Here is a 22,142-nt window from a genome sequence, read left to right as displayed (position 1 = left end):
GGGAGGGGGCGTCTACATGGCACGGCCTTCGGGCAACTCCGGCGCAAACGCCGCTTCCGCGGCGGGCCATCAAATCGTGCTCAGTTTGGCGAAGTTGATGGTGGCCTGCATCGGAAAGACGCCGTAGATGCCCTTGGTGAAGACCATCTCGATGAAGTCGTCGGCCCTTTGGAAGAAATTCTTCGGCAGGATGATGACGTCCGAGTCCGAAAGCCAGATTTCGTCGGCGGGGCAGGCGTTGTGGCCGTGCAGAGTGGATTCCAGATTGAGCATCGCCGCGCTCAATCGCCAGTCCTCGCCGCGGCGGAAGACCACAACCTGCCGCAGGTTGGCGCCCTTGTTCCATCCGCCCGCCATGCTGACGGCCTGCAAGACGGTGGTCGGCCCGGTCAATTCGAAACGGCCCGGCGACGCCACCTCGCCCAAAACGTACACGTACCGCGGGGCACGCTGCGTCAAGATCGGCGTGACTTCCATCCCCTCCAATTGTTCGCGGTAACGGGCGTTCAATTCCATCTCCAATTCGCGGAGGGTCAGTCCCTGGGCGGGAACCGTGGCCAAAAGCGGCAAGGAGATGGTTCCCTCGGGCGTGACGCGCACGTTCTGGCTCTGACCGCCCTCTCCCGCTCGACGGTCCACGCTCGCCCGCAGGTCTTCCAGCTTGCTATTCACCACCACCGGCGTCACGGTGATGGACGGATTCCGATAGTACTTGGAATAGAGTTGATCCAATTTCAATCGCAACTGATCGACGGTGTGCCCCGTGGCCTTGACTTGGCCCAGGAACAGCAGCGTGACGGTGCCGTCGGGCTGAACGATGACCGTTCGTTCGATCTTGGGATCGACGGCAGACTCCACGCGAATCTCGTCGCCCACGTTCAGACGGTAGGGGCGACTGGTTTCCTCGCGGGTCAAGCGATAGACGATTTGCAGTTCATCATCCACGCGGAGGCGATATTCGTTGACGTGCGCCGCACGTGCCGGGCCGACGTATTCACCCTGAGCGTAGCGTTCCCAGGCGATGATGCGGGCGCGATCCCAACCGCCGCGACGCAATCCGCCGCAGTCGGGGCATTGCACGCCGCAACGGTAGCCCGAGCAGGAGGACGGCGGAGGGGCGGGCGATGCGCCCGGCGCCAGCCCGGTCACCGGGTCCACGGTTTGGGACTGAGCACCGCCCAAGGGCGATCTCACTCCCTGGGACGGATCGCCGGCGTCCCGCGAATCCCACCAAGCGGTGCGACGGACCGTCTCATCCCCGCTCAAACCGGCGGCAGCCTGCGAGTCGCGGGTGCGTGAGTCGGACGGATTCGGCGACTCGGCGGGACGACTGATGATCCAAAGCTGCTCTGAGGACCGATGCGTTCGCCGTTTCAGCCCCAGCCATTCGAGAAACCGGTCGCCCGGGTTGTCGCGGGAGGTGGATTCGGCGCGACCTTGTGCGGCCGAAGTGCGGCCCGACGCGCTTGGTTGCGTTCCCCCCAACGACCACTGCGACTCCGCCGCAAAGACGCTCGCGGATCCCGGCGAGGCCGAAACGTCGTCGCGCCCCGGTCGCCCATCGATCCAGCTCTCGGGCGAGACCCAGCGAATCTCAGGCCGGCGATCGTCGTCGGCGGTTTCGCCGCGATGCGCGGCCAGAAGGATTTGCCTTGCCCGCTCCACTCCGGCCGGATCGCCCAACGCCGAACAGACGCGAATCAGGTTCCAGCAAGTCGAAGGACCGGGCGAAAGGGAGACGGCATACTCGAGGACTTGTCGGGCATCGTTCCACCGACCGCCCTTGGCCAGCAGCACGCCCAGGTCATTGGCGGCCATGTAGTTGTCGGGCCGAGCGGACAGGGCGGCCTGGTAAAACATGACGGCTACGGCTGATGCCTCTCGCGGTTGCGAGACGCCTCGCTCGGCGAACGCCCCATAAACCTTGCCCAGGCCGCGCAAGGCCATCGAAGCCGTGAATTCCGAATCGGCCGCCAAGGCGAATTGGTCCTGAGCGAAAGATAGATAACGGCGGTAGGCCTCCAGACCGGTTACGCCGCGGAGATCGGCGTCCTTCAAGATGGGCGTGGCGTGCCCGGCAGCCACCGAGGCCGTGTCCGGCGGCGCGGCGGTCGCGCTTCGAGGCAGAAAGTCTTCCGCTTCACGGAGGGCGATCCAGGCGGCGTTCAGGCTCGCTGCGTGACGACGCTCGGGGAACTCTGCGTCCAGGGCCTCGGCCAGAATCCGCAAAGCCGTCAGGAATTGCTCGCGGGCGGCGAAGAGGGCGCCCCGACCCGCCAGATCGTAGGCATCCCGAGTGATGCGATCCGCTTCGTCCGCCGCCAATTCGATCCGCCCGGGTTGCGATGAAACTTCGGTCGGCCCGACGGGCAACCAGCCGGGTCGCACAACGCCGACCGTCCCGACAGGCTCCCTCGCCGGGCCGTCTTGAATCATCTCATCCGAGGGCGGCGGTAGCGGTTCCACACGGAAGCGGGCGCTTCCGTAAACCTGCGCGGCGGCGGGCGATGCGGTAAAGGGCCCCCGCTCGTCCGCGTAAACCGCCGACAACGACGTCCACATGATCGCCCCGGCGGCAAACCATGCCGGTAGGGTCGAACCCCTCGAAGCCTTGCGTTCCATCGTTGACCTTCCGTGAACCTCGGCGCGACAGGAATCCGATTTCCACACGCGGCGCCGGGGCATTCGACGGTGGATCGCCACCGGCGAAAGGATGCTGCCGACTCGGCGACCGCGCTTCGCTCTCTTTCGGCATCGTCCGGCGTGTCGGCCGGTATTGACGAAAGATCGGGTGATTCGCGGGAAAAGGGTCGCGCCGCGCCGGTCGTATGCGGCAAAGCCCGTACGACCCGCGGGTCCGCCACGCCATTTCCGCTCCCTTCGTACCCTTCCGAATCGTCGGCGCATCGCGCGTAGCCGGCGCGATCCGCGCAGGCCGCACGCACCGCACAGGTCGTCCCGCCGGTCCTTCCGCCCGGTGGAGTGCCGACGACGAGGGCGATAACATGATAGCGCGGCGTCTCGTGCCGTACCGCCGGGTCGCAAGTCATCGTAAAACGGGCGGGGAGTGCTCGAATGGAGTTTTCGCGGTCGAAGCATTGCCTTCGGGTTGCCCGTCGATTAGGCTCAAGAGCGGTTTGCGCATCGCGCAAGCCGAAGGGCGGGGCGACTTCGGACGCGGGCGGCGGGCGGAGTCCCGCGAGGGGCTCGATCCCCATTGACGGCGCATTCCACCGACTCACATCCAGCGTTGGGAGGCTCAACCATGAAGCGGCGCGACGTTCTCAAACTCGTCTCGGGCTCGTTTCTGACTTTGGCGTCAGGACATGCGCCCCGGCTTTACGGAGAAGACGTCCGGCGGAAGAAAGTGCTCTTTTTCACGCGGAACGTGGGCTACTATCACGAGATCGTTCGGCGCAAAGAGGGCGAAGAGTTGAGCTTCGGCGAGCGGCGCTTGGTGGAGATCGGAGAAGAGATGGGCGTAGAGGTCGTGTGCACGAAAGACGGTCGCGTCTTCGACCAGGACCTTTCTCAATACGACGCCTTCGCCTTCTATTGCAACAACGACTTGACTCAGCCGAACGAGGCGGGGGAACCGCCCATGACGCCGGAAGGCAAGGCCCGACTGATGGCCGCCGTCGAAGACGGAAAGGGTTTCATCGGCTTCCACTCGACCTGCGCCTGTTGGCGGACGCCGGGCGAGCAGTACGTCAACGTTCCGCGGGAAAAGCTCGACCCGTTCCTGCGAATGCTGGGCGGCGAATTCATCGTTCACGGACCGCAACAAGAGGCCTCGCTGACGATCAGTTCGCACCGATTGCCGCCCATCGCGTCGCTGGGGATGGCGGAGGGCATCGCCTTCTTCGATGAGTGGTACTGCATGAAGAACTTCAACCACGACATGCACGTGATCCTCGTCCAAGAGACGCGATTCCTTAAGGGCGACTGCTATCGCCGACCGCCCTTCCCCTCGACCTGGGCGCGGCGGCAGGGCAAGGGCAACGTGTTCTTCACCTCGCTGGGGCATACCGAGGACGTGTGGACAAGCCCCTTTTTCGCGGCCTTCGTGACCGCCGGCATCAATTGGGCGGTTAAGAACGTTGATCCCGACTTGCCCGCCAACTTCGAGAAAGTTACGCCCCAGGCCGACATCCTGCTCGACAAATTGGCCGAAAAGAAGGACGAAGCGGCTTGATCGGATTAGCTTCGGCCGAACTGAGAAGCGGCGCAAAGCAGGCTGCCGATTCCCGTCGAAGGACATTCATATTCATACCGACCATTGAATATTTAAGGAGCCTCTGCGATTCGCACGAGACCGGTGCGGAGCGTCCCGTCACCCAGAAAACCCGCGGCATCAAATCACCGACCAAGACTACTATTCGACTCGCGAATTAGAATAAGTGCGCATTAGAATAATAACTTTGCCTCTTACCCAAGTATGGTCATTCTATAGACAGCCTCAGCGCTGGAGAAGGCCGTGAAGCGGTGGACTTTGATGGAACTGGCAAAGCAGGCGGTGGAGATCACCGAACGGGGAGCGTATACCGCTGAGTGCGGTGGGGCCGTGGACATCGCCGCCGCCGTCCGTAATTGCCTCGCCGCCACGCGATTGTTCACCCCCAGCGAGTTGAATCGACTCCGCGAGGAGGTGCTCGCCAAACCCGCGCGCCCGTTTGGCGGCACCATTGAAGTGGTCAACGAGACGACGCTGACCGGTGTCGCTCGACTGCTCGCCGACAGTGCCGACCCCGTTGCCGCCCTCAATTTCGCCTCGGCGAAGAACCCGGGCGGCGGGTTTCTGAGCGGCGGCCAAGGCCAAGAGGAGTCGTTGGCCCGAAGTTCGGCCTTGCATGCCTCGCTTCTACAGGCATCGGAGTTCTACGAGCGGCATCGGGCCTCGCCGTCGCTGCTCTATTCAGACGCGGTCATCTTGTCCCCGGGTTGTCCGGTGTTCCGAAACGACGACGGGGTATTGCTTCCCAAGCCGCATCTGGTCACCTTCATCACCAGCGCGGCCCCCAACGCCGTCGCGGCGGCGAAGAACCGACCGGACGAACTGCCGGCCATCCCGGAGATATTTCGCCGGCGGTCGGAGTACGTGTTGGCAGTCGCGGCCGCGCACGGATACAAGCGGTTGGTCTTGGGTGCGTGGGGGTGCGGGGTGTTCGGCAACGATCCCGCAGTCGTTGCCGCCGCATTTGCGGGGCATTTACGCGGCGTCTGGGCTGGGCGATTCGAGCGGATCGTGTTTTCCGTTCACGATACGTCGGCGTCGCGGAGCACGTTCGAGGCGTTCCGGTCCGCGTTGGCGCCGGACGCCCGGGGAGAGATCGCCCGATGATGCGTTGTCGCAGTTCCCGGCTCGCCGTCGCCGGGCAATGTTGAGAGCGATCCACCATCATAAAGCGTGCCGCCCAATTGGTGAAAAGCGAACATTCCACAGATACTCGGGCAGCGTGCGATGCTAGGGTTTATGCGAAGGGTTGACTGCGAGTCAGTGCCATAATCTCTCTGCCAGGTGTAGCTACAAAGGCTCTTAAGGAACCCTCTGCACAACAACCCTATGGCAACAGTATAATACGGCCATAAATGGGAACCAAGATAGAGGCGCATCGACATTAGGACGGGTGATCATGGCGAGGAAGGACGGTTCATCGCAGCGGACGTTGGCGCCGGGCCGCCTCGAAGTGATGCCCACATCCATCGACGGCGGAGAGTGCCGGATGACGGGCAAGGTGGCGGTTTCGGCGGAGTATTCAAGGACCTCCAATATGCGTTGGGAGTTGCGAGCGCCGTGAATATCTACCTTCGCCGTTATGCAATGTTGCAAAGTATGACCTTGCCCGGTGCGGGATAGAGCGCTGATACTGTGCGCTCACGAGGCAACAGACCGATAAACCGGGCGACATAGACACCATATAGAACTTATAAACCCCGCTCATCCGCCCTTTGGAACCGAAAACAAGGCCGAGATACTCGAGCCGCCGAAGCCGCGGACGTTGTTCAGTGGTTACGTAGAGGTATTTGCGCATAAGTGCCAAAAGGCGGGCGAGGAGGGAGGTCTTCGCTCGCGGCAAGGCGGGAGGTATTGCGCGCGTGAAGGCGTGCGAGAGCTTGGGGATGAGCCTCGCCAGGCCGAGGGTTCGTGGTCGGGCTACCGCGCATTGGGGGCGGGGGATTCGTCCACAGGTTGCGGCGTCGGACGTCACATTGGCAACGGGCGTGGGCGCTGAAGAAAAATGCGTTGACGCTCTACCGGGAGAAGCACGCGGATCGCGGTCCGACTTTGGCGGCGGAATTCCGGGCGGCGGAGGATGAGTGTCCGTGCCGGTGAAGACGGTGTGGAGGTGGCTTCCGGCGACGGGCCTGTGGCGAGGCGTCCGTGGCGGAGGTTTCGGATTCAGGGAAACCGTCCGGCAATGTCCGGGGTTCCCGCGGGCGAACGGGCGGACGCTTCGGCGGTTCCTTGAACCCATCGCTGGGGCCGTTTCTATTCGCGACAATCAGGGGACGATTCTACCGGTGGGTAACAGCGGCGGGGCGATTCCAATTGTCCCCAGTGCGTCGACGCACTATGATCAAGGGTGATTCGCGGTTAGCGGTGGAATGCGCGATCCGCGAAAGAGGGCGACCTAGGGAATCGCCGTGAGTCCGTTCGACGATCCCCGACGCCCTCGAAATGGCCGCTGTGCACCGAAAGCCTCGCAACACGCCCCGGTTCACCCGACAGCCTCGAAGTGCTCCTGGATGCGCATCGCTTGGGTGCGCAGCATCGCGTCCTTTCGCTGCATTTCGTCTATGCATTGCCTATGAGCCGACCCTCCGACGAACCGTCCAAGAACTTGCCCCCTACGCCGGGCCGAACCGTCAAGACCCTTTGGCCGACGATCTCGCTCTGGTCTGCCGGTGCCGCCGTAGCGAGGATTTGGTGCCGCGCGGTCTCTGCCAATCGCCTCGTGACGGTTGCTACGGGAGTGCTTTTGGCGGTGCCCGCCGCGGTCCTCTATCTCTGGCGAGTCCGCCCATGGGGATGCACCTATTACCGACTTGCCGAGAATGGGGTCGCCGTGCTGCGGGGAATTCCGGGCCGAGTGACGGATTTCGTCCCGTGGCACGATATTACCCGGATCGAGGTTCGACTTTTACCGGGACAAGAGCGGTCCGCGGTGGGGGACATCGTATTCCTGCGCGACGAGAGGGAGGTTTTGCGTTTCTCGTCGGTGCCCTTCGCCCCCGCCGCGACCGAACAGGCAACGCGAATCCTCCACGCCCACCGCGCCTTTCAAGAGATACGGGCACGCCGGGCATCCTAGAGGATTGACCGGAACGCAAACGCCCCAAACCGGCAGGGTAGACTCGTTTCGGTCGGCTTTTCAGTCGGTTTTCGCGAGGGGCGAGTCGCCTCGTACCCGGCGGACCAACCGGGCGATTTCGCCGGAATTGGCGGCGGTCAAGAAGGCCGGCACGTCGGGATAAATCGCGTGGCTGAGGAATTTGACGGCCCAATTGTGCCGCATGGGGCTGATACTGACGACCGCTGCTCCGTGCTGATGGGCTTCCCACATCTCGATCGCCGTCCCCATGGAAGCCTGGGGGATGTAGGCCACCAGTAGGTCCACCTCGCGACACATGCGGTTGTGATAGAAGAAGACGTCTCGGCCGGTCTTCGGTTCGTAGTCGAGCGAATTGCGGTGGTCCGCCAGGGGATCGTAGATATCCGCACCGGGGAACGCTCGGACCAAGGCCTGTCGCAGCAATTGCCGATAGTCTTGGTCGTGCAAGCCTTTTTCGGTCAACGAGCCTTGCATGATCCCGGCAAGAAAGACCTTCATCGCGGGCGAGGTCCTCGATTCGCGGAGCGGAGTACGGAAACGGGCCTGATGCGACCCCTGCGCCTAGTGGGCCCTGCGGTCGCTCAGTGCATCGCTTCGATCATCTTACGGAAGGCGTCGGCGTTTGCGGAGACGGTCTTGGCCGGGCCGTAGAACTTGATGAAATAGGGCATGCCGCCGTCCGCGCTTGCGATGATGGCGCCCAACATGCGATAGTTTTCGCGGGGGACGGCGTTGCCCATCATCGGCCCGCTCGATTCGTTGTAGGTGCCCGAGATGTCCACCAGGTGCACCTCAGCGCCCGCCGCTTGGACGGTCTCGATCTTGGCCCGCTCGCGGTTCTCCGCGCCGTCGGGTTGCGTGAATTGTGCAAGCCAGCGATCGATGTTGGCCTCGACGGAACCGCCGGCGGCCATGAAGGTGACGCGACCGTCGCGGGGATCGCCTTCCACGGCGGGTACGGCGAATTCGTACTCGATCATGTTGATGGCCGGGCGGCGAGGTTGCCAGCCTTCCGGGGCGGTAACGCGATATTTGCCGGCGAGCACCAACTCCCCGCCGGCGGGCGAGGCGGTCGCGGTACTTTCACCTCCCGGCGTCGCCGCTTCCCCGGTGCCGCCTTGGCTCCCGGCGAAGGGCGGCATCGCCTGGGTCGAATCGGTCGGTTCGGCGGTTTCAGTCGGGCGAATCACGACGGTATCGGCTTCTCCACCCGCTTCGGATTCAGCGGTCGGCTTAGCGCACCCGGCGATGAAAATCGCACCCATCGCGCCCGCAGCGAACAAAACCCGTGATAAGGCACAAGCGACCAATCCCGAGTGCGCCTGCCATAACGGTCCGCTTCCGAAGCGTCGAGTCTTCATCGCAATCTTTCCTCGCATATCTCGTTCGTTTTCAATGGCCCTCGGATGGTGAAGGGCGAAGCCGCAGACGACGGCGACGCCGGTCAACTCGCGAGTCGATTCACGTCGCAAGCTTACGTCACGTCGCAAGCTCACGGAGTGCGGCCAAGACCTGTTGATCGTGCCCGTCCACTTGTACGCTCTTCCACACTTTGTGGACCTTGCCTTCGGCGTCGATCAAGAAGGTCGAACGCTGGATGCCGAAGGACTTCTTGCCGAAACGCACCTTTTCCCGCCACGCCCCGTACTTTTCGGCGACCTTGTGATCGGTGTCGGCCAGCAGGGGGAAATTGAGCTGATACTTGTCGCGGAACTTGGCGTGACTGTCCACGTCGTCGGCGCTGACGCCGAGGACCACCGCACCCAGGGCCTGCATTTCGGCCTGCAAATCACGGAAGGCACAGGCCTCCTTGGTGCAACCCGGCGTGTCGTCCTTGGGATAGAAGTACAGCACGACCGGTTTGCCGCGGAGTTCGCTGAGCTTGATTTTCTTGCCCGAGTCCGAAGGCAACGTAAAATCCGGGGCCTTTTTACCCGCTTCCACCCAGTCACTCATTGGAATCACCCTTCATCTTTTTCACTTGGACGATCAAGGACCCTTTCCCTTCGCCGCCGGAACATGCTCGGGTCGCACGCACGATCGGCGACCGGTTACGCCGCGGAGCGGCAGGCGGTTGGGGATTGGGCCGGCATGAACAGCATCGAGGCGAATTCCACGCGATGCGATTTTCCGACCGCCCGACGCCTAACGCGAACCGTTTGTCATTTTATGTCCGTCGAGGGCAAAGGCTAGAGCGGACAGGGCCGGACCTCCTTTTGTTGACTTTTTCTCAGTGTGAAGCTTAACTATTATTTACCAACGCGATGGCCGACGGTCGCCTGACGGAAGGGCGAAGGCAACGCGGTCATCGTCCCCACGGTACACGCTTCCGACAAACCCCGGGCTCACCGGTTTCCGACAAAGTTGGACGATGCTGGTCGGAGCACATCTCGAAACCGCATGATTCTTTCAAACTCTAGGAGTCCTCACCATGAGAACGAAGTGGCCGGTTTTGGTGGCGTCGGCGTTCGTGTTGGGCGTCGCTTGCTGGGGTATGAACGCGGCGTGGGCCGTCATCCAGTTCCGCAACGAGTTCGTCGCCCGCTACGTCAAGAAAGACAGCAAAGAGCCGAAAGACCAGGCCTTCGCGCAACTCGTGGACGAGGCGAAATGCAATGTTTGCCACGAGGGGACGGACCGCAAGAAGCGTAACGCATACGGCGATGCCTTGGATCGCTTGTTGGACCGCACCAAGGATGCGAGAAACAAAGAGAAGATTCAAGCGGCGCTGGCGGAGGTCGAATCCGAGAAGGTCGATCCCAAGGATCCGAAGTCTCCCACGTTCGGCGACCGGATCAAGGCGGGCGAGTTGCCGGTCCCGCTGCCCCCGAAAGACGAAAAGAAATAGCCGGCGTCTCGCGGATTCCGCCCTTGTTGAAAGCGTGTGGGACCGGTCCGTCCTTACCGGCGGGGGGCGGAAATACTCGATAGCGTTTTCACGGCATGGCATCACGGGCTGGAGGCGGTTTTTTCAACGCGCCGTGCTGGGAACGTCTCCGCCGCTGCGGCGGCCGGGGGCGGTTTTCTCCGGTATGGCGTTGTCGGCCGGGCGTATCGTTGTTCGTTCGAGGGTTTCGGCCCAACTCTAGCAAGGAGTCCGTGATGCGAGGTTTGACGCTTGTAGCATTGGTCTTGGCTTTGGTTCTTCCTCCAGTGACCCGCGGTGAAGACGCGGCAAGTAAGCGACGCATGATCAAAGAACGCATGGAAAAGCGGGTGTTTACCAGCGCCGACGGGGAAAAACTGCCGTACCGACTGCTGGTGCCGGAGGGCTACGATGCGTCCAAGAAGTACCCGTTGATTCTGTTCCTTCACGGAGCGGGAGAGCGCGGAGACGATAACGAGGCGCAGCTTAAGAACGACGAATTCTTGAATCTCGCCGCCGTTGCGGATCATCCGGTAATCTTGGTCGCCCCGCAATGCCCGCGCGATCAATGGTGGTCGGCCATCCGCCGTTCGGCGAACGGTTTCGAAGCCCAGTCGGGCGACGCAAGCCCGGCCATGAAGCTGACCATCCAGCTTCTGGACGCCTTGCAAAAGGAGTTCAGCGTGGATCCCGCTCGCCGCTACGTGACCGGCCTGTCCATGGGCGGTTTCGGTACGTTCGATCTGCTCTTGCGCCGGCCAAAGGATTTCGCCGCCGCCGTGCCGATCTGCGGGGGAGGCGATGAGTCCCGAGCGGCCGAAATGAAAGGGACCGCCTTTTGGGTCTTTCACGGCGGCGCCGATCCGGTCGTGCCCCCGGTGCTCTCGCAACGGATGGTCGAGGCTCTTAAAAAGGCGGGCGCCGAGGTTCGCTACACGGAGTATCCGGGCGTGGGACACAATTCGTGGACCGCGGCCTACAACGAGCCTGAGCTTGCCTCGTGGTTGTTCTCTCACTCGCGACCGCAGGAATCCCAACCGGCAAGCCCGTGAGACGCGGTCGCCTCGCTTCGCCAACCCGTGCCGTACGCGCAAGTGCCGCCTAGCCTAGGAGGCGGCCTTGCGTCGGGCGACGATCCTACGCCGTAAGGTGGGATGTCCGCGCGAGCGTCAACCTATTCCGCCCCGGATTCGGACTTTTCCAGGGATGCGGATTTTGGTATACGCACACATCAGGCAACCCGGTCGAATCTTGTATATCCGCGCACGCGGGGTCTCGGAAGGCTGAAAGGGAACGGTTTGCGATTCCCGCCGCCGTTTGAAGACACAGGCCGGCGCGGCGAAGGCTGGGAAAGTATAGCCGGGCAATCGGCGATGCGGTGAGAGGGAGGAGTACGCAAGGCATGGATCGCAGGCTATTCTTGGCGATGATTTGCGGTGGAGCGGGTTGGGCGACGCTCGCCTCGCGCCGACTCTGGGCCGACACCGACGGCCTCGATCCCGAGGTGCTCAAATCCTCGCTTCGAACCGCTACGCCCGAGGAAAACGGCTTCATCGAATATGTCGTCCGACTGGCCCGGGCGGGGGTAATCTCTCCGAAGACCGTGCAAGCCGCCTACCTCTTCGCCAAGCGGAAGCCGAAGCACCAGTTTCAATACTTCAAATTCGCCGTCATCCGTCTGGCGGCGCAAGAAGGCGTTCGACTGTAGCCGAAGCGCCGGTGCGAAAAAGGCGTCGTCGGAGCGATTGCGTCGGGCGGCGATCAGCCTTCGACACCGGCGGACCACGCGGGATTCGGCTTTCGCGAAACCCGCGGCAGAACGCCCTGCTGCAACTCCAATACTTCGGCTCGGGCGTTCTCGACCTCGCTGGACGAGCGGTACGCCCGCACGGTCACCGAGAAACTCCGCGACTGGCCCGGTTCCAGGGTCACGACGCGCCCTCGGGCCTTCTCGAAGGATCGCACGTTGGGGAAGTTCACAGCGGGTTCCAAGCCAGTTACGTAACCGTCGCATTCCGGTTGTTCGTTCTTCCACAGGGTGAAGCACGGCAGTTCGCGGACGTTGAATGCCACGCCCGCCCCCTGCGTACCTTCGGCGTTGTGCAGTAGGGCCGACGTCGCTCCCGAGGGGTGAGAACTCAACTCGAAGAAGTACACCGTTTCGGGCTTGCCCGGGACGCCCGGCCCGTACACGTCCCAACGATCGATCTCGGCGGCGGCGACGGCGTCGCGCGGGGCCATTTCGCGGATCGGCAGCACCACCCTGGACTGCGGTCCCAAAAGCGGCGCACCGAAGTTGATGTGATATAGCAGCTCCATCTCTCCCGGCACTCCCGCCAGATTGGTGACGGTGTCGGTGACGGTGAACTCGGACCGCCCGGGCAGGAGGGAGATTCTGGTGGTCAATTGAAGTTTGGCGAAGAAAAGTCGCGTTTCGCGGACGCGCCCCAGCACGCTGACCTCGCCGGTTTCGTCATCGACGGCGACCTGCACGTGTTCGGCGGGGAGGTTCGCGATTCGCCCGTGCAGGGGATAGCGAAGCGTGCCGTCCTCTTTGAATTCCGGTGCGCCGTTGCTTTCCAAACCGCAGCGGACCAGCAGTTCGTCGAAGCCATCCAGCCAACCCAAACCGCTGGGATCGAAAATCGGCACAAGGGCGGGATGGACCGGCCCGCGGGTCGGGGAAATCCAACCCAATTTGACCGGCCCCGACTCGGCCTTCCAAATCCCCATGCCGCGGGTGGGGACCACCGTGACATTCATTTCCCCGTTACCGATTTCCACGACGTCCACGCCGTCACACGGTCCCCCGTGAAGGCGCCGTTTGGTTACACGCATCGATGCCGCCGATCTCGGCAGTTCGCCGCCGGAAATCGTTAGCGAATCCAAGTACACGCCGTGCTGGGAATCGAGGATGGTCCAGGTCTGCTTGCCCATGCTACCGGTCTCCGAGCGTTTTCGCGGCCAATGCTTCCACGGGTCGTTGGGGCCGATGCCCGCCGCTGCGCAGGCAGGTTCGGCAAACCGCCGATTCAGTGTAAACGGGCCATGGGAGCACCGCCAGAGGCTCGTTGCGACTTGGCCGGCATTCGCTCGGCGACCCGGATTCGCCCCAAGCCCGACCCAATGAGGAACTCTCCTTCGTCTCGTTCCGAACAAGGGGTCTCGCCGGTCGCGGCAAGCCGTGGACAACCCCTACGGGGTATTCGATCTGCTGAACAATAGACGCAATTGCGCGGAAAATAGGCATACATGCTCAATATTCTTGCTTCCGGCCCTCGCCTCGGGTGCGGTCGCGCGCCCAATCCGCCCGAAAACATCCCCAAATTGCGATTATCCGCCAAAAAACAGTTTTGGAATGATGATTGCTTTAACCATGGTTCGACTGCGATGTAACCGAGGAGGCGGGGACGAAACCCCTTACTCGACCGGCAGTCTGTGAGGCCGAATCAACGATTCGTTTTCTCGTATCCGTTGGATCTTGCGAGACAGGTGGAGAGTTATGACCCCGAAAGAAGTGCTGGCGTTGTGTCGTGAAAAGGGCGTGCGATCCGTGGATTTGCGGTTCATGGACTTTCCCGGATTGTGGCAACATTTGACGATTCCCGTCTCGGCCTTGACGGAGGATTTGTTCGAGGAGGGCGTCGGTTTCGACGGTTCCAGCATCCGCGGTTGGCAGCGCATCAACGAGAGCGACATGCTGCTGGTGCCGCAACCCGAGACTGCGGCCATCGACCCGTTCGCGGAAATCCCCACCCTGAACATCATCTGCAATATCCAGGACCCGATCACGCGCGAGGACTACTCCCGCGACCCCAGGAACGTGGCACGCAAGGCGGTGAACTACCTGAAGTCCACCGGCATCGCCGACACCTGTTACGTGGGTCCGGAGTGCGAGTTCTTCATCTTCGACGACATCCGCTACGATCAGTCGGCCCAAAGCGGGTACTACTATATCGACAGCGTCGAGGGCCAATGGAATCGCGGGCGTGAAGAAAAACCCAACCTGGGCTACAAGTTGCGGTTCAAGGAAGGCTATTTCCCCGTCCCGCCCGCCGATCAACTGTTCAATATCCGCAATGAGATGATGCACCTGATGATCGACTGCGGGATTCCGATCGAGGCACAGCATCATGAGGTGGCCACGGGCGGTCAGGCCGAAATCGACATGAAGTTCGCCGAGTTGGTGCTGATGGCCGACCGGGTCATGATGTACAAGTACATCGTGAAAAACGTCGCGCGGAAGCACAACAAAGTGGCGGTGTTCATGCCCAAGCCCCTCTTCGGAGACAACGGGTCGGGAATGCACACGCACCTGTCGCTGTGGAAGGCCGGGCAACCGCTGTTCGCCGGGCGCGGATATGCGGGCCTGTCCGACATGGCGTTGTACGCGATCGGCGGTCTGCTGAAGCACGCCGCGGCGATTTGCGCGTTCAGCAATCCCACGACCAACAGCTACAAGCGACTGGTGCCGGGATTCGAGGCCCCCGTCAACTTGGCCTATTCGCAGCGGAACCGCTCCGCGGCCATTCGCATCCCGATGTATAGTCCCAGTCCCAAGGCCAAGCGGTTGGAGTTCCGCTGCCCCGATCCGGCCTGCAATCCGTATTTGGCCTTCTCGGCCATGCTGATGGCGATGATCGACGGGATTCAGAACAAGATCGATCCGGGCCAACCGCTGGACAAGGACATCTACGATCTCAAGCCCGAAGAATTGAAGGACGTGCCGACCACCCCCGCCTCGTTGCAGGAAGCCCTCGCTGCGCTCCGTGCGGATCACGAATTCCTGCTACGGGGCGACGTCTTTACCCCCGACGTGATCGACACCTGGATTTGGTACAAGACGGAGAACGAGGTCACGGCCGTCCAATTGCGTCCCCACCCGTACGAGTTCTGCCTGTACGCCGACATTTGAGCGGCGACGCGCGCGAGTGATTACGGAAAGGGGTATCCCTCATCCGTCGGAACGACACCGATACGGCGGAACCTGAGTCGCGGACTCGGCGTTCCGCCGTTTGTTTGTGCCGGTTCAGTTCCAACCATCGTCCTTTCGGCCGCTGCGACGCTTCTCCAAAGGGGTCAGGCGGTCGGAAAGAGAGCTGATCTTTTTCTTGATGGCTAAGCGTGTCACCAGGGCCACCTTGTCGGCTCCCAGCTTGCGCATGGCGTTGGCCTTGTGATTGTCCACCGTGCTGACGGCCAACTTGAGGACGGCGGCCGCCTCCTTTACGGAACACCCGAGACTGATGAGTCGGACCACTTGCTTTTCGCGGGCGGTCAGGGGTTTTCCCAGGGCGGCTTCTCGCTTCTTTTTGTTGGCGGCTTTTTTCTTGGCCATGATCCGATCCTCGCTTCAGCGACCCGAACCACAACGGCTTCCATCCGTTGTGAGTCGGCCCTTGTGAACCGGCTTGTGATATCCCGATCAGATTTTGCCCATCGACCGGTATCCGACCGGTGCGCGGCGGCGCGATCGACCGACGGGCATTCCGAATGTCGTCGCGGGGAAACCCACTTCCCTTGCGGCCCGTCATCGGTCGTCACGCACGACTATCGTCCTGCAACGCTCTCCATTGACGGTGCAATCGGATCGCCCAGAGAAACAACCATGCGGGAACCACCACGGCGGCGGCGGCCAAGCCTCCCAACAAGAGCGATGCCCCGATTTTCCCTTGGAATAACGCAACCAAGCTGACAAAAAGTATCGTCGCGGCGGAAACGAATGTCAAAAACGCGGAGGCGGCGGCGAATATCCCCACGCATTCCACACCCAAGGGGTTCCCCCGCAACAGCAGGATTCCGCTGACTGCCAAGGCCGGAAAACATATCAAACCCGGGTATATGGAACAACAAAAGCCGGTGAAGTTGGGAAAAAACCACGCGATGAACGTCATCAAGCACCCGTAGCCGATGGCCAATCCCGCCGCCCAGTGGAGTTGCGGGGCGTCGCGTAAATCGAGCGTCGATTGCAAACTGTGAGCGGCCTCGGCCTGCTCCGATCGCCTTTCGGCAGGAGCGGAAGTCCGCGGTTCAGTTCGCTGCTCGTCCTTATGACTTGTCGCCGCCGGTTCGGCAACGGCGTACAGGTCTTCCTCGCGAACAGGCGGTTCCTTCGGCACATCGAGGACGCCGCCGCAGGTGCATCGCACCTTTTTCCCCATCAAATCATCGGGGATGTTCAATTCACGACCGCAAGCCGAACATCGCATGGGAAAAGGCATGCAACTCCCTCCCCCCGGCCTTTCCGATCCAATCGGCGGACGCCGCCCGGGCGGGCGACGGCGGGGTGCTCGGCATTCGGCCGCGCAACTATGCTTTGCCGAAAAGCTCCGCCAAGATGTCATCGCTCGGATAGGCATGGCCCCGATGCTGCACGAACGCTTCGGCGGCCGGCACTCCAATCTCGGCTCCGCGTTGTCGCGACTGGCGGTACATCGATTCCAGGTATTCGTCCATGCCGTGATAGGACCTTAGCCATTCGCGCTGGCTGGCATGGCAGGCCAGCATGGCGGCTTTTTTCTCCAATTGGGCCGAAATATCCACGCGCAGCGTCGGTTCAATCGGCCGTCCCAAGGGATCGATGCCCTCGGGCGGATCGCAGTAGTATAGGTAAGGAACGCCCGTGTTGGGCTTTAGCGGAAATGCGGAACAGTTCGGCGCCCCGTGGAGAAAGCTCGCCGCCCGAACCAGCAGGGCCGTCATCTCGTGATCCATCATGTAATCCCGCAAGGGGTGCGTGAACACGATGCCGGGCGCCACCCGCCGAAACAGATCGACGACCTTCGCGATCGTCGGCTTATCGTACGCGATGAAGCCGTCGCGCTCGTCCAGGCAGTGGTATTCGGCCCCGATCAACGCTGCGGCGGCGGCAGCCTCTTGAGTCCGGCGACTGCTGATGTCCCAGCGGTTTTGCGTCATCGTGCCGCAATCGCCGGGCGCCAGGGTGGCGATATGCACCTCCCAACCCAACTCCCGCAACCGGATCAACGTGCCCGCGCATACAAACTCCGCGTCGTCGGGATGAGCCATGCACGCCAAAACCACCCGATTGCGTTCCGAGGAAGTCACCGCAAGCCTCCGCCGAAGAGAATCCCCAGTATCGTGCGTTCGTCCATCGGTCCCCGCCGACGGGACCGACAATGCTATCACGTTATTCCAGTCGTTCCGATTAAGCAAGCACCTATGCGGGGGGATTCCTCGAGGACGGCACAGCGTCACGAACGGACCGCCAATTCGCGCGATCGTGCTCGGCGCCGCAAGCTATATTTCGCTAGGCATGGGTTGCGAAATGGCGACCAACGGGGATCGCCGCTCGGCTACGGCGCCGAGGATTCGGCACGGGAGCACGACCCTACTGAAAAAAGGCCTTGTGCCCGCACGCCGCCCTTAAACGCGTATTCTCCGCCATTCGCTGCATGGTCTTCCCGGACGATCGAGAGTTCCAACATGAGTCCTACCCGTCGAATCCATCAGTACTGGTCGGTTCGCGAGTTGACCTATCGGATCCTGGACGGCATCGCCGTGCTGACGGGCGTGCTGCTTGCGCAGTATCAGACCGGGGGCGACCATGACCGCTATCTGTTGGCGGGTTTGGCCGCCACGATCACGTTCCACGTCGTCGCCGAGATCACCGGCCTGTACCGCAATTGGCGAGGCATTTCCACCGAGCGCGAACTCCTCTGCGCGGCGTTCACCTGGTTGTTCGCGATACCGTTCATCGTCACCTTGGGCTACGTGAGCGACTCTTTCGCCTTTTTCCCGCCGCAGGCCGCCGCCACATGGTTCGCGGCGACGCCTTTGGCGATGACGGGCTTGCGCGCATTGCTGCGAATCGTCCTGCGGAGACTCCGCAGCGCGGGCTACAACACCCGCCGTTATGCGGTGGTCGGCGTCAACGACCTGGCCTTTCGCCTGGTCGAAGCCTTGGAGAATTCTCCCGACTTGGGCCTGAATTTCCTGGGTTTCTACGATGATCGTCCTGAAGAACGGACGGGACCGATCCCGGAGGACGTGGGAAAAAAGCTCGGCAGCGTGTCCGAGTTGATCGAACACGCCAAACAGCATCGCGTGGATATGATTTACATCACCTTTCCCATGCGGGCCGAGGAACGCATTCGCGGCATCCTCAACCGGTTGGGCGATACCACGGCCTCGGTCTACATCGTGCCCGACTTCTTCGTGTTCGAGTTGCTCCACTCTCGTTGGACGAACGTCGGCGGCCTACCCGTCGTCAGCGTGTACGAAAATCCTTTCTACGGGATCGACGGGTTCGTGAAGCGGGCCTTGGACGTGGTATTGGGGACGTGCTTTTTGGCTCTTGCCGCCCCGCTCATGATCGTGATTGCAGTCGCCGTCAAGTGGAGTTCCCCGGGACCGGTCTTCTTCCGCCAGCGACGCTACGGCCTGGACGGTCGCGAGATTCTGGTCTGGAAATTCCGCACCATGACCGTGTGCGAGGACGGTTCGAACGTCCGACAAGCGGTGAAGAACGATCCCCGCGTCACTAAAGTTGGAGCGTTTCTCCGTCGCACCTCGTTGGATGAACTGCCGCAATTGTTCAACGTGTTGAAGGGCGAGATGTCTCTGGTAGGCCCTCGCCCACACGCGAACGTCCACAACGAGGAATACCGCCGCATCATTCAGGGCTACATGTTGCGGCACAAGGTGCGGCCCGGTCTGACGGGATTGGCCCAGGTCCGCGGATACCGCGGCGAGACCGACTCGTTGGAGAAGATGCAAGGTCGCGTGGAACTGGACTTGCGGTACATCCGCGAATGGTCGCTGTGGCTGGACCTCAAGATTCTTGTGCAAACATTCTGGACGGTCTTGCGAGGTCACAATGCCTACTGAACTCTCCGACGTCATCGCCGCCTGCGTCCACGACGCCGTTCCTCGAACATGTGCGGCGGAACGCGAAGTGCCCCCGTGCGGTGCAAGCGAACCGCGCAAGACCGAAGAAACTTCGGCGTCCGCGACGCGCCGCGTGCTGCACGTCATCAACGGCGAATACTACTCCGGGGCCGAACGGGTGCAGGACCTATTGGCCCTGCGTTTGCCGTCCTTCGGCTATCAAGCCGAATTCGTTTGCCTCAGGCCGGGTTTGTTTCGGCAGGCGAGGGCAAGCACGCAAACACCGCTGACGGCCTTGCCCATGCGCGGTCGCTTCGACCTGAGACCCGCACGGCGACTGGCGGAACGCCTTCGTGGGGAAGAGGTCGCGCTCCTGCACGCTCACACGCCCCGGGCTGCGCTCATCACGGCGCGTGCATCTCGGCGGGCGAAGGTGCCCTGGGTGTATCACGTCCACAGTCCCGCCGCCCGGGATTCGACGGCCGGCCTGAAGAACCGCATCACGGCGGCGGTGGAACGCTTCTGCATCCGAAAAGCGGCGGCGGTCATCACGGTCTCCGAGAGCCTCCGTCGCCACATGGCGACCGCGGGGGTTGACGCGACGCGACTGCACGTCGTCCATAACGGCGTGCCGATTGCTGAAACGCCGCGAAGCGCCGACCCGCCTCGCGGCTGCTGGGTCCTCGGCACGACCGCCCTCTTTCGACCGCGAAAAGGGACCGAGGTGTTGCTTCACGCGCTGGCCCGACTTCGGGAATGGAATCTCCCCGCGCGGCTCATCGCGGTGGGACCGTTCGAAACGAGCGAGTACGAAGCTCACCTTAAGCGTTTGGCGCACGAGCTTCACTTGGACGCCGCCGTGCAGTGGTTGGGATTCCGGCGCGACGTAGCCGAGATGATGCGGTGCATGGACCTCTTCGTTCTCCCCAGCCTGTTCGGCGAGGGATTGCCCATGGTCGTTCTGGAGGCCATGGCCTTGGGTTTGCCCGTGATCGCTTCTTCGGTGGAAGGGATTCCCGAGGCGATTCGCGACGGTCGCGACGGCGTGCTGGTCCCGCCGAATGACCCCGACGCGCTGGCTTCGGCCGCCGCTCGTTTCATCCGCGGCGAGTTGGATTGGTCGGCGATGGCCCGCCATGCCCGGTTGCGACAACGGCAAAGCTTCTCCGACATCAGCATGGCCCAAGGAACGGCCCAAGTTTACGACCGCGTACTTGCCGGACTTTCGCATTGACCGACCTGCCGGGCAAAGCCGTTGCGGTTGAAGCGATTTGCGGTCGGATTTTTCGCCAAGGGCCCAACCCTTGGAATGCACGACGAGCGGCTTGCATCATAGCTGCCTTGCGACTCCGTCGGTAAAGGCGAGCGTGACCGCCGGGCGTGCCGCCCAAATGACGACCAATTTGCTTGACAATCGCTTTCACAGATTGCATGATAGCGGCGGTTTCGGAAACCAAGCGACCGGCTTCGAAGTGGAAGGCATCATTCAAGCTTCGCGTCGCCGACGTCATCTTCAAGCGTTCCGAGAAAGGGAGGGACCACCATGTGTGAGCACTGCAATCGCCGCGAATTTTTGGGGTCGAGCGTTTTGACGGCTTTGGCCTCGACGGGGGCGTGGAATTACACCTGGGCCTCGCAGGCCCCCGCCGCCCAACCGCCGGGAAAGGCCCGCATTTGCGTGCTCTTCGCCGGCAACCCCGGTCCCGCCGACCGCGGCTGGAACGCCGATGCCGAGCAGATGGAGAAGGCTCGCCAAGTGCTCGCCGAATGCGAGGCCAAGCTCGGCAATATCGAGTTGATCGTGGGCCAGTCGAATAGCAATGATCAGACTGCCGAGTTGCTGGACAAGGCGGGCGAAGGCGTCCCGGTCCTGGCGATCAACCTGAATTGCTTCGCGCTGACCCGACTGGTCAATCCGATCTTGGAGCGTCGGCACCCCATGGCCGTCTTTTCGCTCCCCGCCAGCGGTCACGATTGGATGTATCCCCCTCGGTGGCAGCGTGCGGGCCATCGGGTCACTCTGCTGGCCAGCAGCGACTACGGCGAATTGGAGCGCGCCTTGCGCTTGCTGCGAGTCATCCCCATGATGCAAAAGACCCGCATTTTGCTCTTCCCGCCCGCCCGCGGAACGGCGCCCGCCTGCTCCCCGGACCTGGTCAAGGAACGTCTTGGCGCTGAGGTCTTGGCGGTGGAGCAGGCCGCCTTCGACGAGATGATGGCCGCCGCGGATGAAGAGGCCGTCCGCGCCGAAGCCGAGGCTTGGACCAAGAACGCCAAGCAGATCATCGAGCCGAATGAAGAAGATATCGCCAAGGCCGCCCGGGTCAGCGTCGCCCTGCAAAAGCTGATGGAAATGCACCAGGCCCAAGGACTCGCCGTCGGTACGTGCATGGGTTGGCTGCCGCGCGGATTTCCGTGCTTGGGCTTTGCGCGGCTTCGCGACCGCGGCCAGCCCGCCGCTTGCGAAGGAGACATGGACTCGCTGTTGACCATGATGCTGTTCCAGTACGCCATCAATAAGCCGGGATTCCAGGGAAACGCCACGTTCGATACGTCGCGGAATCTGTTGTGGACGGCGCACTGCACCGCCCCGCTCAAGCTGGACGGTCCCGACGGCGCGGAGGCCCCCTATTTGCTCCGCGGGCATTCGGAGGTGGGCGGCAGCGGTTGCGTTCCGGAAGTGCAATACCGCGTGGGAGAAGTCATCACCCGCACCAAGTTCGTCAATCTCGACACGATCCTGGCTTCCACCGCGAAGATCGTGGCGGTTCCGGAGAGATCGGTTCGGGCATGTCGGACCCAAATCGTGACCGAGGTCAAGGACGCCGCGACCATGGTCGCCGACTGGAGCAGTGCGCTCGATACCGAGGACGCCATGACGCTACTGCACCGCGTGGTGTTCTACGGTGATCACATGCAAGACATTCAACACATGGCCCGGTTGATGGGCTTCAAGGTGATCATGGAAGGCTGACGAACGCGGGTCGTTACGCAAGACCTGCGCGTTACCATGCCGGACCGCGGCGGGCGCAACCAGGCCGGATTTCTACCAATCCGGAATGGCGCCGTCGCGACCTTCCTTCGCGCGATGA

The 22,142-nt window shown here is 62.3% G+C and carries 19 protein-coding genes; 11 read left to right on the top strand and 8 right to left on the bottom strand.

What is annotated here, in order from left to right; genetic code table 11:
- Positions 1–69: 69 nt before the first annotated feature.
- Positions 70–2,622, bottom strand: a complete 2,553-nt coding sequence (locus tag ACYQ6J_RS13115; protein WP_460184633.1) for a polysaccharide biosynthesis/export family protein — start codon at positions 2,620–2,622, stop codon at positions 70–72.
- A gap of 643 nt (positions 2,623–3,265) precedes the next feature.
- Here ACYQ6J_RS13115 and ACYQ6J_RS13110 point away from each other — a divergent pair.
- The 4 genes from ACYQ6J_RS13110 to ACYQ6J_RS13095 all read left to right on the top strand — a co-directional run bounded on the left by ACYQ6J_RS13110 (position 3,266) and on the right by ACYQ6J_RS13095 (position 7,313).
- Positions 3,266–4,195, top strand: a complete 930-nt coding sequence (locus ACYQ6J_RS13110) for a ThuA domain-containing protein (RefSeq protein ID WP_460184632.1) — start codon at positions 3,266–3,268, stop codon at positions 4,193–4,195.
- A gap of 282 nt (positions 4,196–4,477) precedes the next feature.
- On the top strand, positions 4,478–5,341 hold the full coding sequence (locus ACYQ6J_RS13105) for a TIGR02452 family protein (RefSeq protein WP_460184631.1): 864 nt from the start codon (positions 4,478–4,480) through the stop codon (positions 5,339–5,341).
- Positions 5,342–5,633: 292 nt separating this feature from the next.
- Positions 5,634–5,798 (top strand): hypothetical protein, encoded by a 165-nt coding sequence (locus ACYQ6J_RS13100; protein ID WP_460184630.1) that lies wholly within the window; start codon positions 5,634–5,636, stop codon positions 5,796–5,798.
- Positions 5,799–6,758: 960 nt separating this feature from the next.
- Positions 6,759–7,313 (top strand): PH domain-containing protein, encoded by a 555-nt coding sequence (locus ACYQ6J_RS13095; protein WP_460185563.1) that lies wholly within the window; start codon positions 6,759–6,761, stop codon positions 7,311–7,313.
- Between the two features lie 60 nt (positions 7,314–7,373).
- On the opposite strand, the gene ACYQ6J_RS13090 is transcribed toward ACYQ6J_RS13095, so the two are convergent.
- The 3 genes from ACYQ6J_RS13090 to bcp form a co-directional block, all read right to left on the bottom strand.
- A complete protein-coding gene (locus ACYQ6J_RS13090) occupies positions 7,374–7,832 on the bottom strand; it encodes a hypothetical protein (RefSeq protein ID WP_460184629.1) in 459 nt (152 codons plus the stop codon).
- An 83-nt stretch (positions 7,833–7,915) separates the two neighbouring features.
- On the bottom strand, positions 7,916–8,695 hold the full coding sequence (locus ACYQ6J_RS13085; protein ID WP_460184628.1) for a hypothetical protein: 780 nt from the start codon (positions 8,693–8,695) through the stop codon (positions 7,916–7,918).
- Between the two features lie 118 nt (positions 8,696–8,813).
- Positions 8,814–9,290, bottom strand: coding sequence for a thioredoxin-dependent thiol peroxidase (bcp, locus tag ACYQ6J_RS13080; protein ID WP_460184627.1), 477 nt, complete (start codon positions 9,288–9,290; stop codon positions 8,814–8,816).
- Positions 9,291–9,765: 475 nt separating this feature from the next.
- Between bcp and ACYQ6J_RS13075 the strand changes: the two genes are divergently transcribed.
- The 3 genes from ACYQ6J_RS13075 to ACYQ6J_RS13065 all read left to right on the top strand — a co-directional run bounded on the left by ACYQ6J_RS13075 (position 9,766) and on the right by ACYQ6J_RS13065 (position 11,908).
- On the top strand, positions 9,766–10,182 hold the full coding sequence (locus tag ACYQ6J_RS13075; RefSeq protein WP_460184626.1) for a hypothetical protein: 417 nt from the start codon (positions 9,766–9,768) through the stop codon (positions 10,180–10,182).
- Positions 10,183–10,436: 254 nt separating this feature from the next.
- Positions 10,437–11,252, top strand: coding sequence for a carboxylesterase family protein (locus ACYQ6J_RS13070; protein WP_460184625.1), 816 nt, complete (start codon positions 10,437–10,439; stop codon positions 11,250–11,252).
- A gap of 350 nt (positions 11,253–11,602) precedes the next feature.
- On the top strand, positions 11,603–11,908 hold the full coding sequence (locus ACYQ6J_RS13065) for a hypothetical protein (RefSeq protein ID WP_460184624.1): 306 nt from the start codon (positions 11,603–11,605) through the stop codon (positions 11,906–11,908).
- A 53-nt stretch (positions 11,909–11,961) separates the two neighbouring features.
- On the opposite strand, the gene ACYQ6J_RS13060 is transcribed toward ACYQ6J_RS13065, so the two are convergent.
- Positions 11,962–13,137, bottom strand: a complete 1,176-nt coding sequence (locus ACYQ6J_RS13060; protein ID WP_460184623.1) for an aldose 1-epimerase family protein — start codon at positions 13,135–13,137, stop codon at positions 11,962–11,964.
- 565 nt (positions 13,138–13,702) lie between these two features.
- Here ACYQ6J_RS13060 and glnA point away from each other — a divergent pair.
- Positions 13,703–15,115, top strand: a complete 1,413-nt coding sequence (gene glnA / locus ACYQ6J_RS13055; RefSeq protein WP_460184622.1) for a type I glutamate--ammonia ligase — start codon at positions 13,703–13,705, stop codon at positions 15,113–15,115.
- Positions 15,116–15,229: 114 nt separating this feature from the next.
- Here glnA and ACYQ6J_RS13050 read toward each other — a convergent pair whose 3' ends face one another.
- From ACYQ6J_RS13050 to ACYQ6J_RS13040, 3 genes are all read right to left on the bottom strand, one after another.
- On the bottom strand, positions 15,230–15,538 hold the full coding sequence (locus ACYQ6J_RS13050) for a response regulator transcription factor (protein WP_460184621.1): 309 nt from the start codon (positions 15,536–15,538) through the stop codon (positions 15,230–15,232).
- 202 nt (positions 15,539–15,740) lie between these two features.
- Positions 15,741–16,421 carry a hypothetical protein gene (locus ACYQ6J_RS13045; RefSeq protein ID WP_460184620.1) on the bottom strand — a complete coding sequence of 227 codons (681 nt, stop codon included), beginning with the start codon at positions 16,419–16,421 and terminating at the stop codon, positions 15,741–15,743.
- 88 nt (positions 16,422–16,509) lie between these two features.
- Positions 16,510–17,268 carry a PIG-L deacetylase family protein gene (locus ACYQ6J_RS13040; protein WP_460184619.1) on the bottom strand — a complete coding sequence of 253 codons (759 nt, stop codon included), beginning with the start codon at positions 17,266–17,268 and terminating at the stop codon, positions 16,510–16,512.
- Between the two features lie 378 nt (positions 17,269–17,646).
- Here ACYQ6J_RS13040 and ACYQ6J_RS13035 point away from each other — a divergent pair, with 378 nt between their 5' ends.
- From ACYQ6J_RS13035 to ACYQ6J_RS13025, 3 genes are all read left to right on the top strand, one after another.
- Entirely contained in the window at positions 17,647–19,050 is a 1,404-nt protein-coding gene (locus ACYQ6J_RS13035) for an undecaprenyl-phosphate glucose phosphotransferase (protein WP_460184618.1), read from the top strand.
- On the top strand, positions 19,040–20,284 hold the full coding sequence (locus tag ACYQ6J_RS13030) for a glycosyltransferase (protein WP_460184617.1): 1,245 nt from the start codon (positions 19,040–19,042) through the stop codon (positions 20,282–20,284). The genes ACYQ6J_RS13035 and ACYQ6J_RS13030 overlap by 11 nt, the downstream gene beginning before the upstream one ends.
- Before the next feature lie 309 nt (positions 20,285–20,593).
- Positions 20,594–22,024: a hypothetical protein gene (locus ACYQ6J_RS13025; protein ID WP_460184616.1), complete on the top strand. Its 1,431-nt coding sequence runs from the start codon at positions 20,594–20,596 to the stop codon at positions 22,022–22,024.
- The last annotated feature ends 118 nt before the right edge of the window (positions 22,025–22,142 follow it).

This window comes from Thermopirellula anaerolimosa (assembly GCF_054657335.1).
Note: the sequence above shows the minus strand (reverse complement) of the source record. Positions and strands in the feature narration are given on the sequence as shown.

Excerpts from the sequence above, each read along its gene's own strand:
- ACYQ6J_RS13115 (WP_460184633.1), bottom strand. The coding sequence starts at position 2,622 with ATGGAACGCAAGGCTTCGAGGGGTTCGACCCTACCGGCATGGTTTGCC.
- ACYQ6J_RS13110 (WP_460184632.1), top strand. The coding sequence starts at position 3,266 with ATGAAGCGGCGCGACGTTCTCAAACTCGTCTCGGGCTCGTTTCTGACT.
- ACYQ6J_RS13100 (WP_460184630.1), top strand. The coding sequence starts at position 5,634 with ATGGCGAGGAAGGACGGTTCATCGCAGCGGACGTTGGCGCCGGGCCGC.
- ACYQ6J_RS13090 (WP_460184629.1), bottom strand. The coding sequence starts at position 7,832 with ATGAAGGTCTTTCTTGCCGGGATCATGCAAGGCTCGTTGACCGAAAAA.
- ACYQ6J_RS13085 (WP_460184628.1), bottom strand. The coding sequence starts at position 8,695 with ATGAAGACTCGACGCTTCGGAAGCGGACCGTTATGGCAGGCGCACTCG.
- bcp (WP_460184627.1), bottom strand. The coding sequence starts at position 9,290 with ATGAGTGACTGGGTGGAAGCGGGTAAAAAGGCCCCGGATTTTACGTTG.
- ACYQ6J_RS13075 (WP_460184626.1), top strand. The coding sequence starts at position 9,766 with ATGAGAACGAAGTGGCCGGTTTTGGTGGCGTCGGCGTTCGTGTTGGGC.
- ACYQ6J_RS13070 (WP_460184625.1), top strand. The coding sequence starts at position 10,437 with ATGCGAGGTTTGACGCTTGTAGCATTGGTCTTGGCTTTGGTTCTTCCT.
- ACYQ6J_RS13065 (WP_460184624.1), top strand. The coding sequence starts at position 11,603 with ATGGATCGCAGGCTATTCTTGGCGATGATTTGCGGTGGAGCGGGTTGG.
- ACYQ6J_RS13060 (WP_460184623.1), bottom strand. The coding sequence starts at position 13,137 with ATGGGCAAGCAGACCTGGACCATCCTCGATTCCCAGCACGGCGTGTAC.
- glnA (WP_460184622.1), top strand. The coding sequence starts at position 13,703 with ATGACCCCGAAAGAAGTGCTGGCGTTGTGTCGTGAAAAGGGCGTGCGA.
- ACYQ6J_RS13050 (WP_460184621.1), bottom strand. The coding sequence starts at position 15,538 with ATGGCCAAGAAAAAAGCCGCCAACAAAAAGAAGCGAGAAGCCGCCCTG.
- ACYQ6J_RS13045 (WP_460184620.1), bottom strand. The coding sequence starts at position 16,421 with ATGCCTTTTCCCATGCGATGTTCGGCTTGCGGTCGTGAATTGAACATC.
- ACYQ6J_RS13035 (WP_460184618.1), top strand. The coding sequence starts at position 17,647 with ATGAGTCCTACCCGTCGAATCCATCAGTACTGGTCGGTTCGCGAGTTG.
- ACYQ6J_RS13030 (WP_460184617.1), top strand. The coding sequence starts at position 19,040 with ATGCCTACTGAACTCTCCGACGTCATCGCCGCCTGCGTCCACGACGCC.
- ACYQ6J_RS13025 (WP_460184616.1), top strand. The coding sequence starts at position 20,594 with ATGTGTGAGCACTGCAATCGCCGCGAATTTTTGGGGTCGAGCGTTTTG.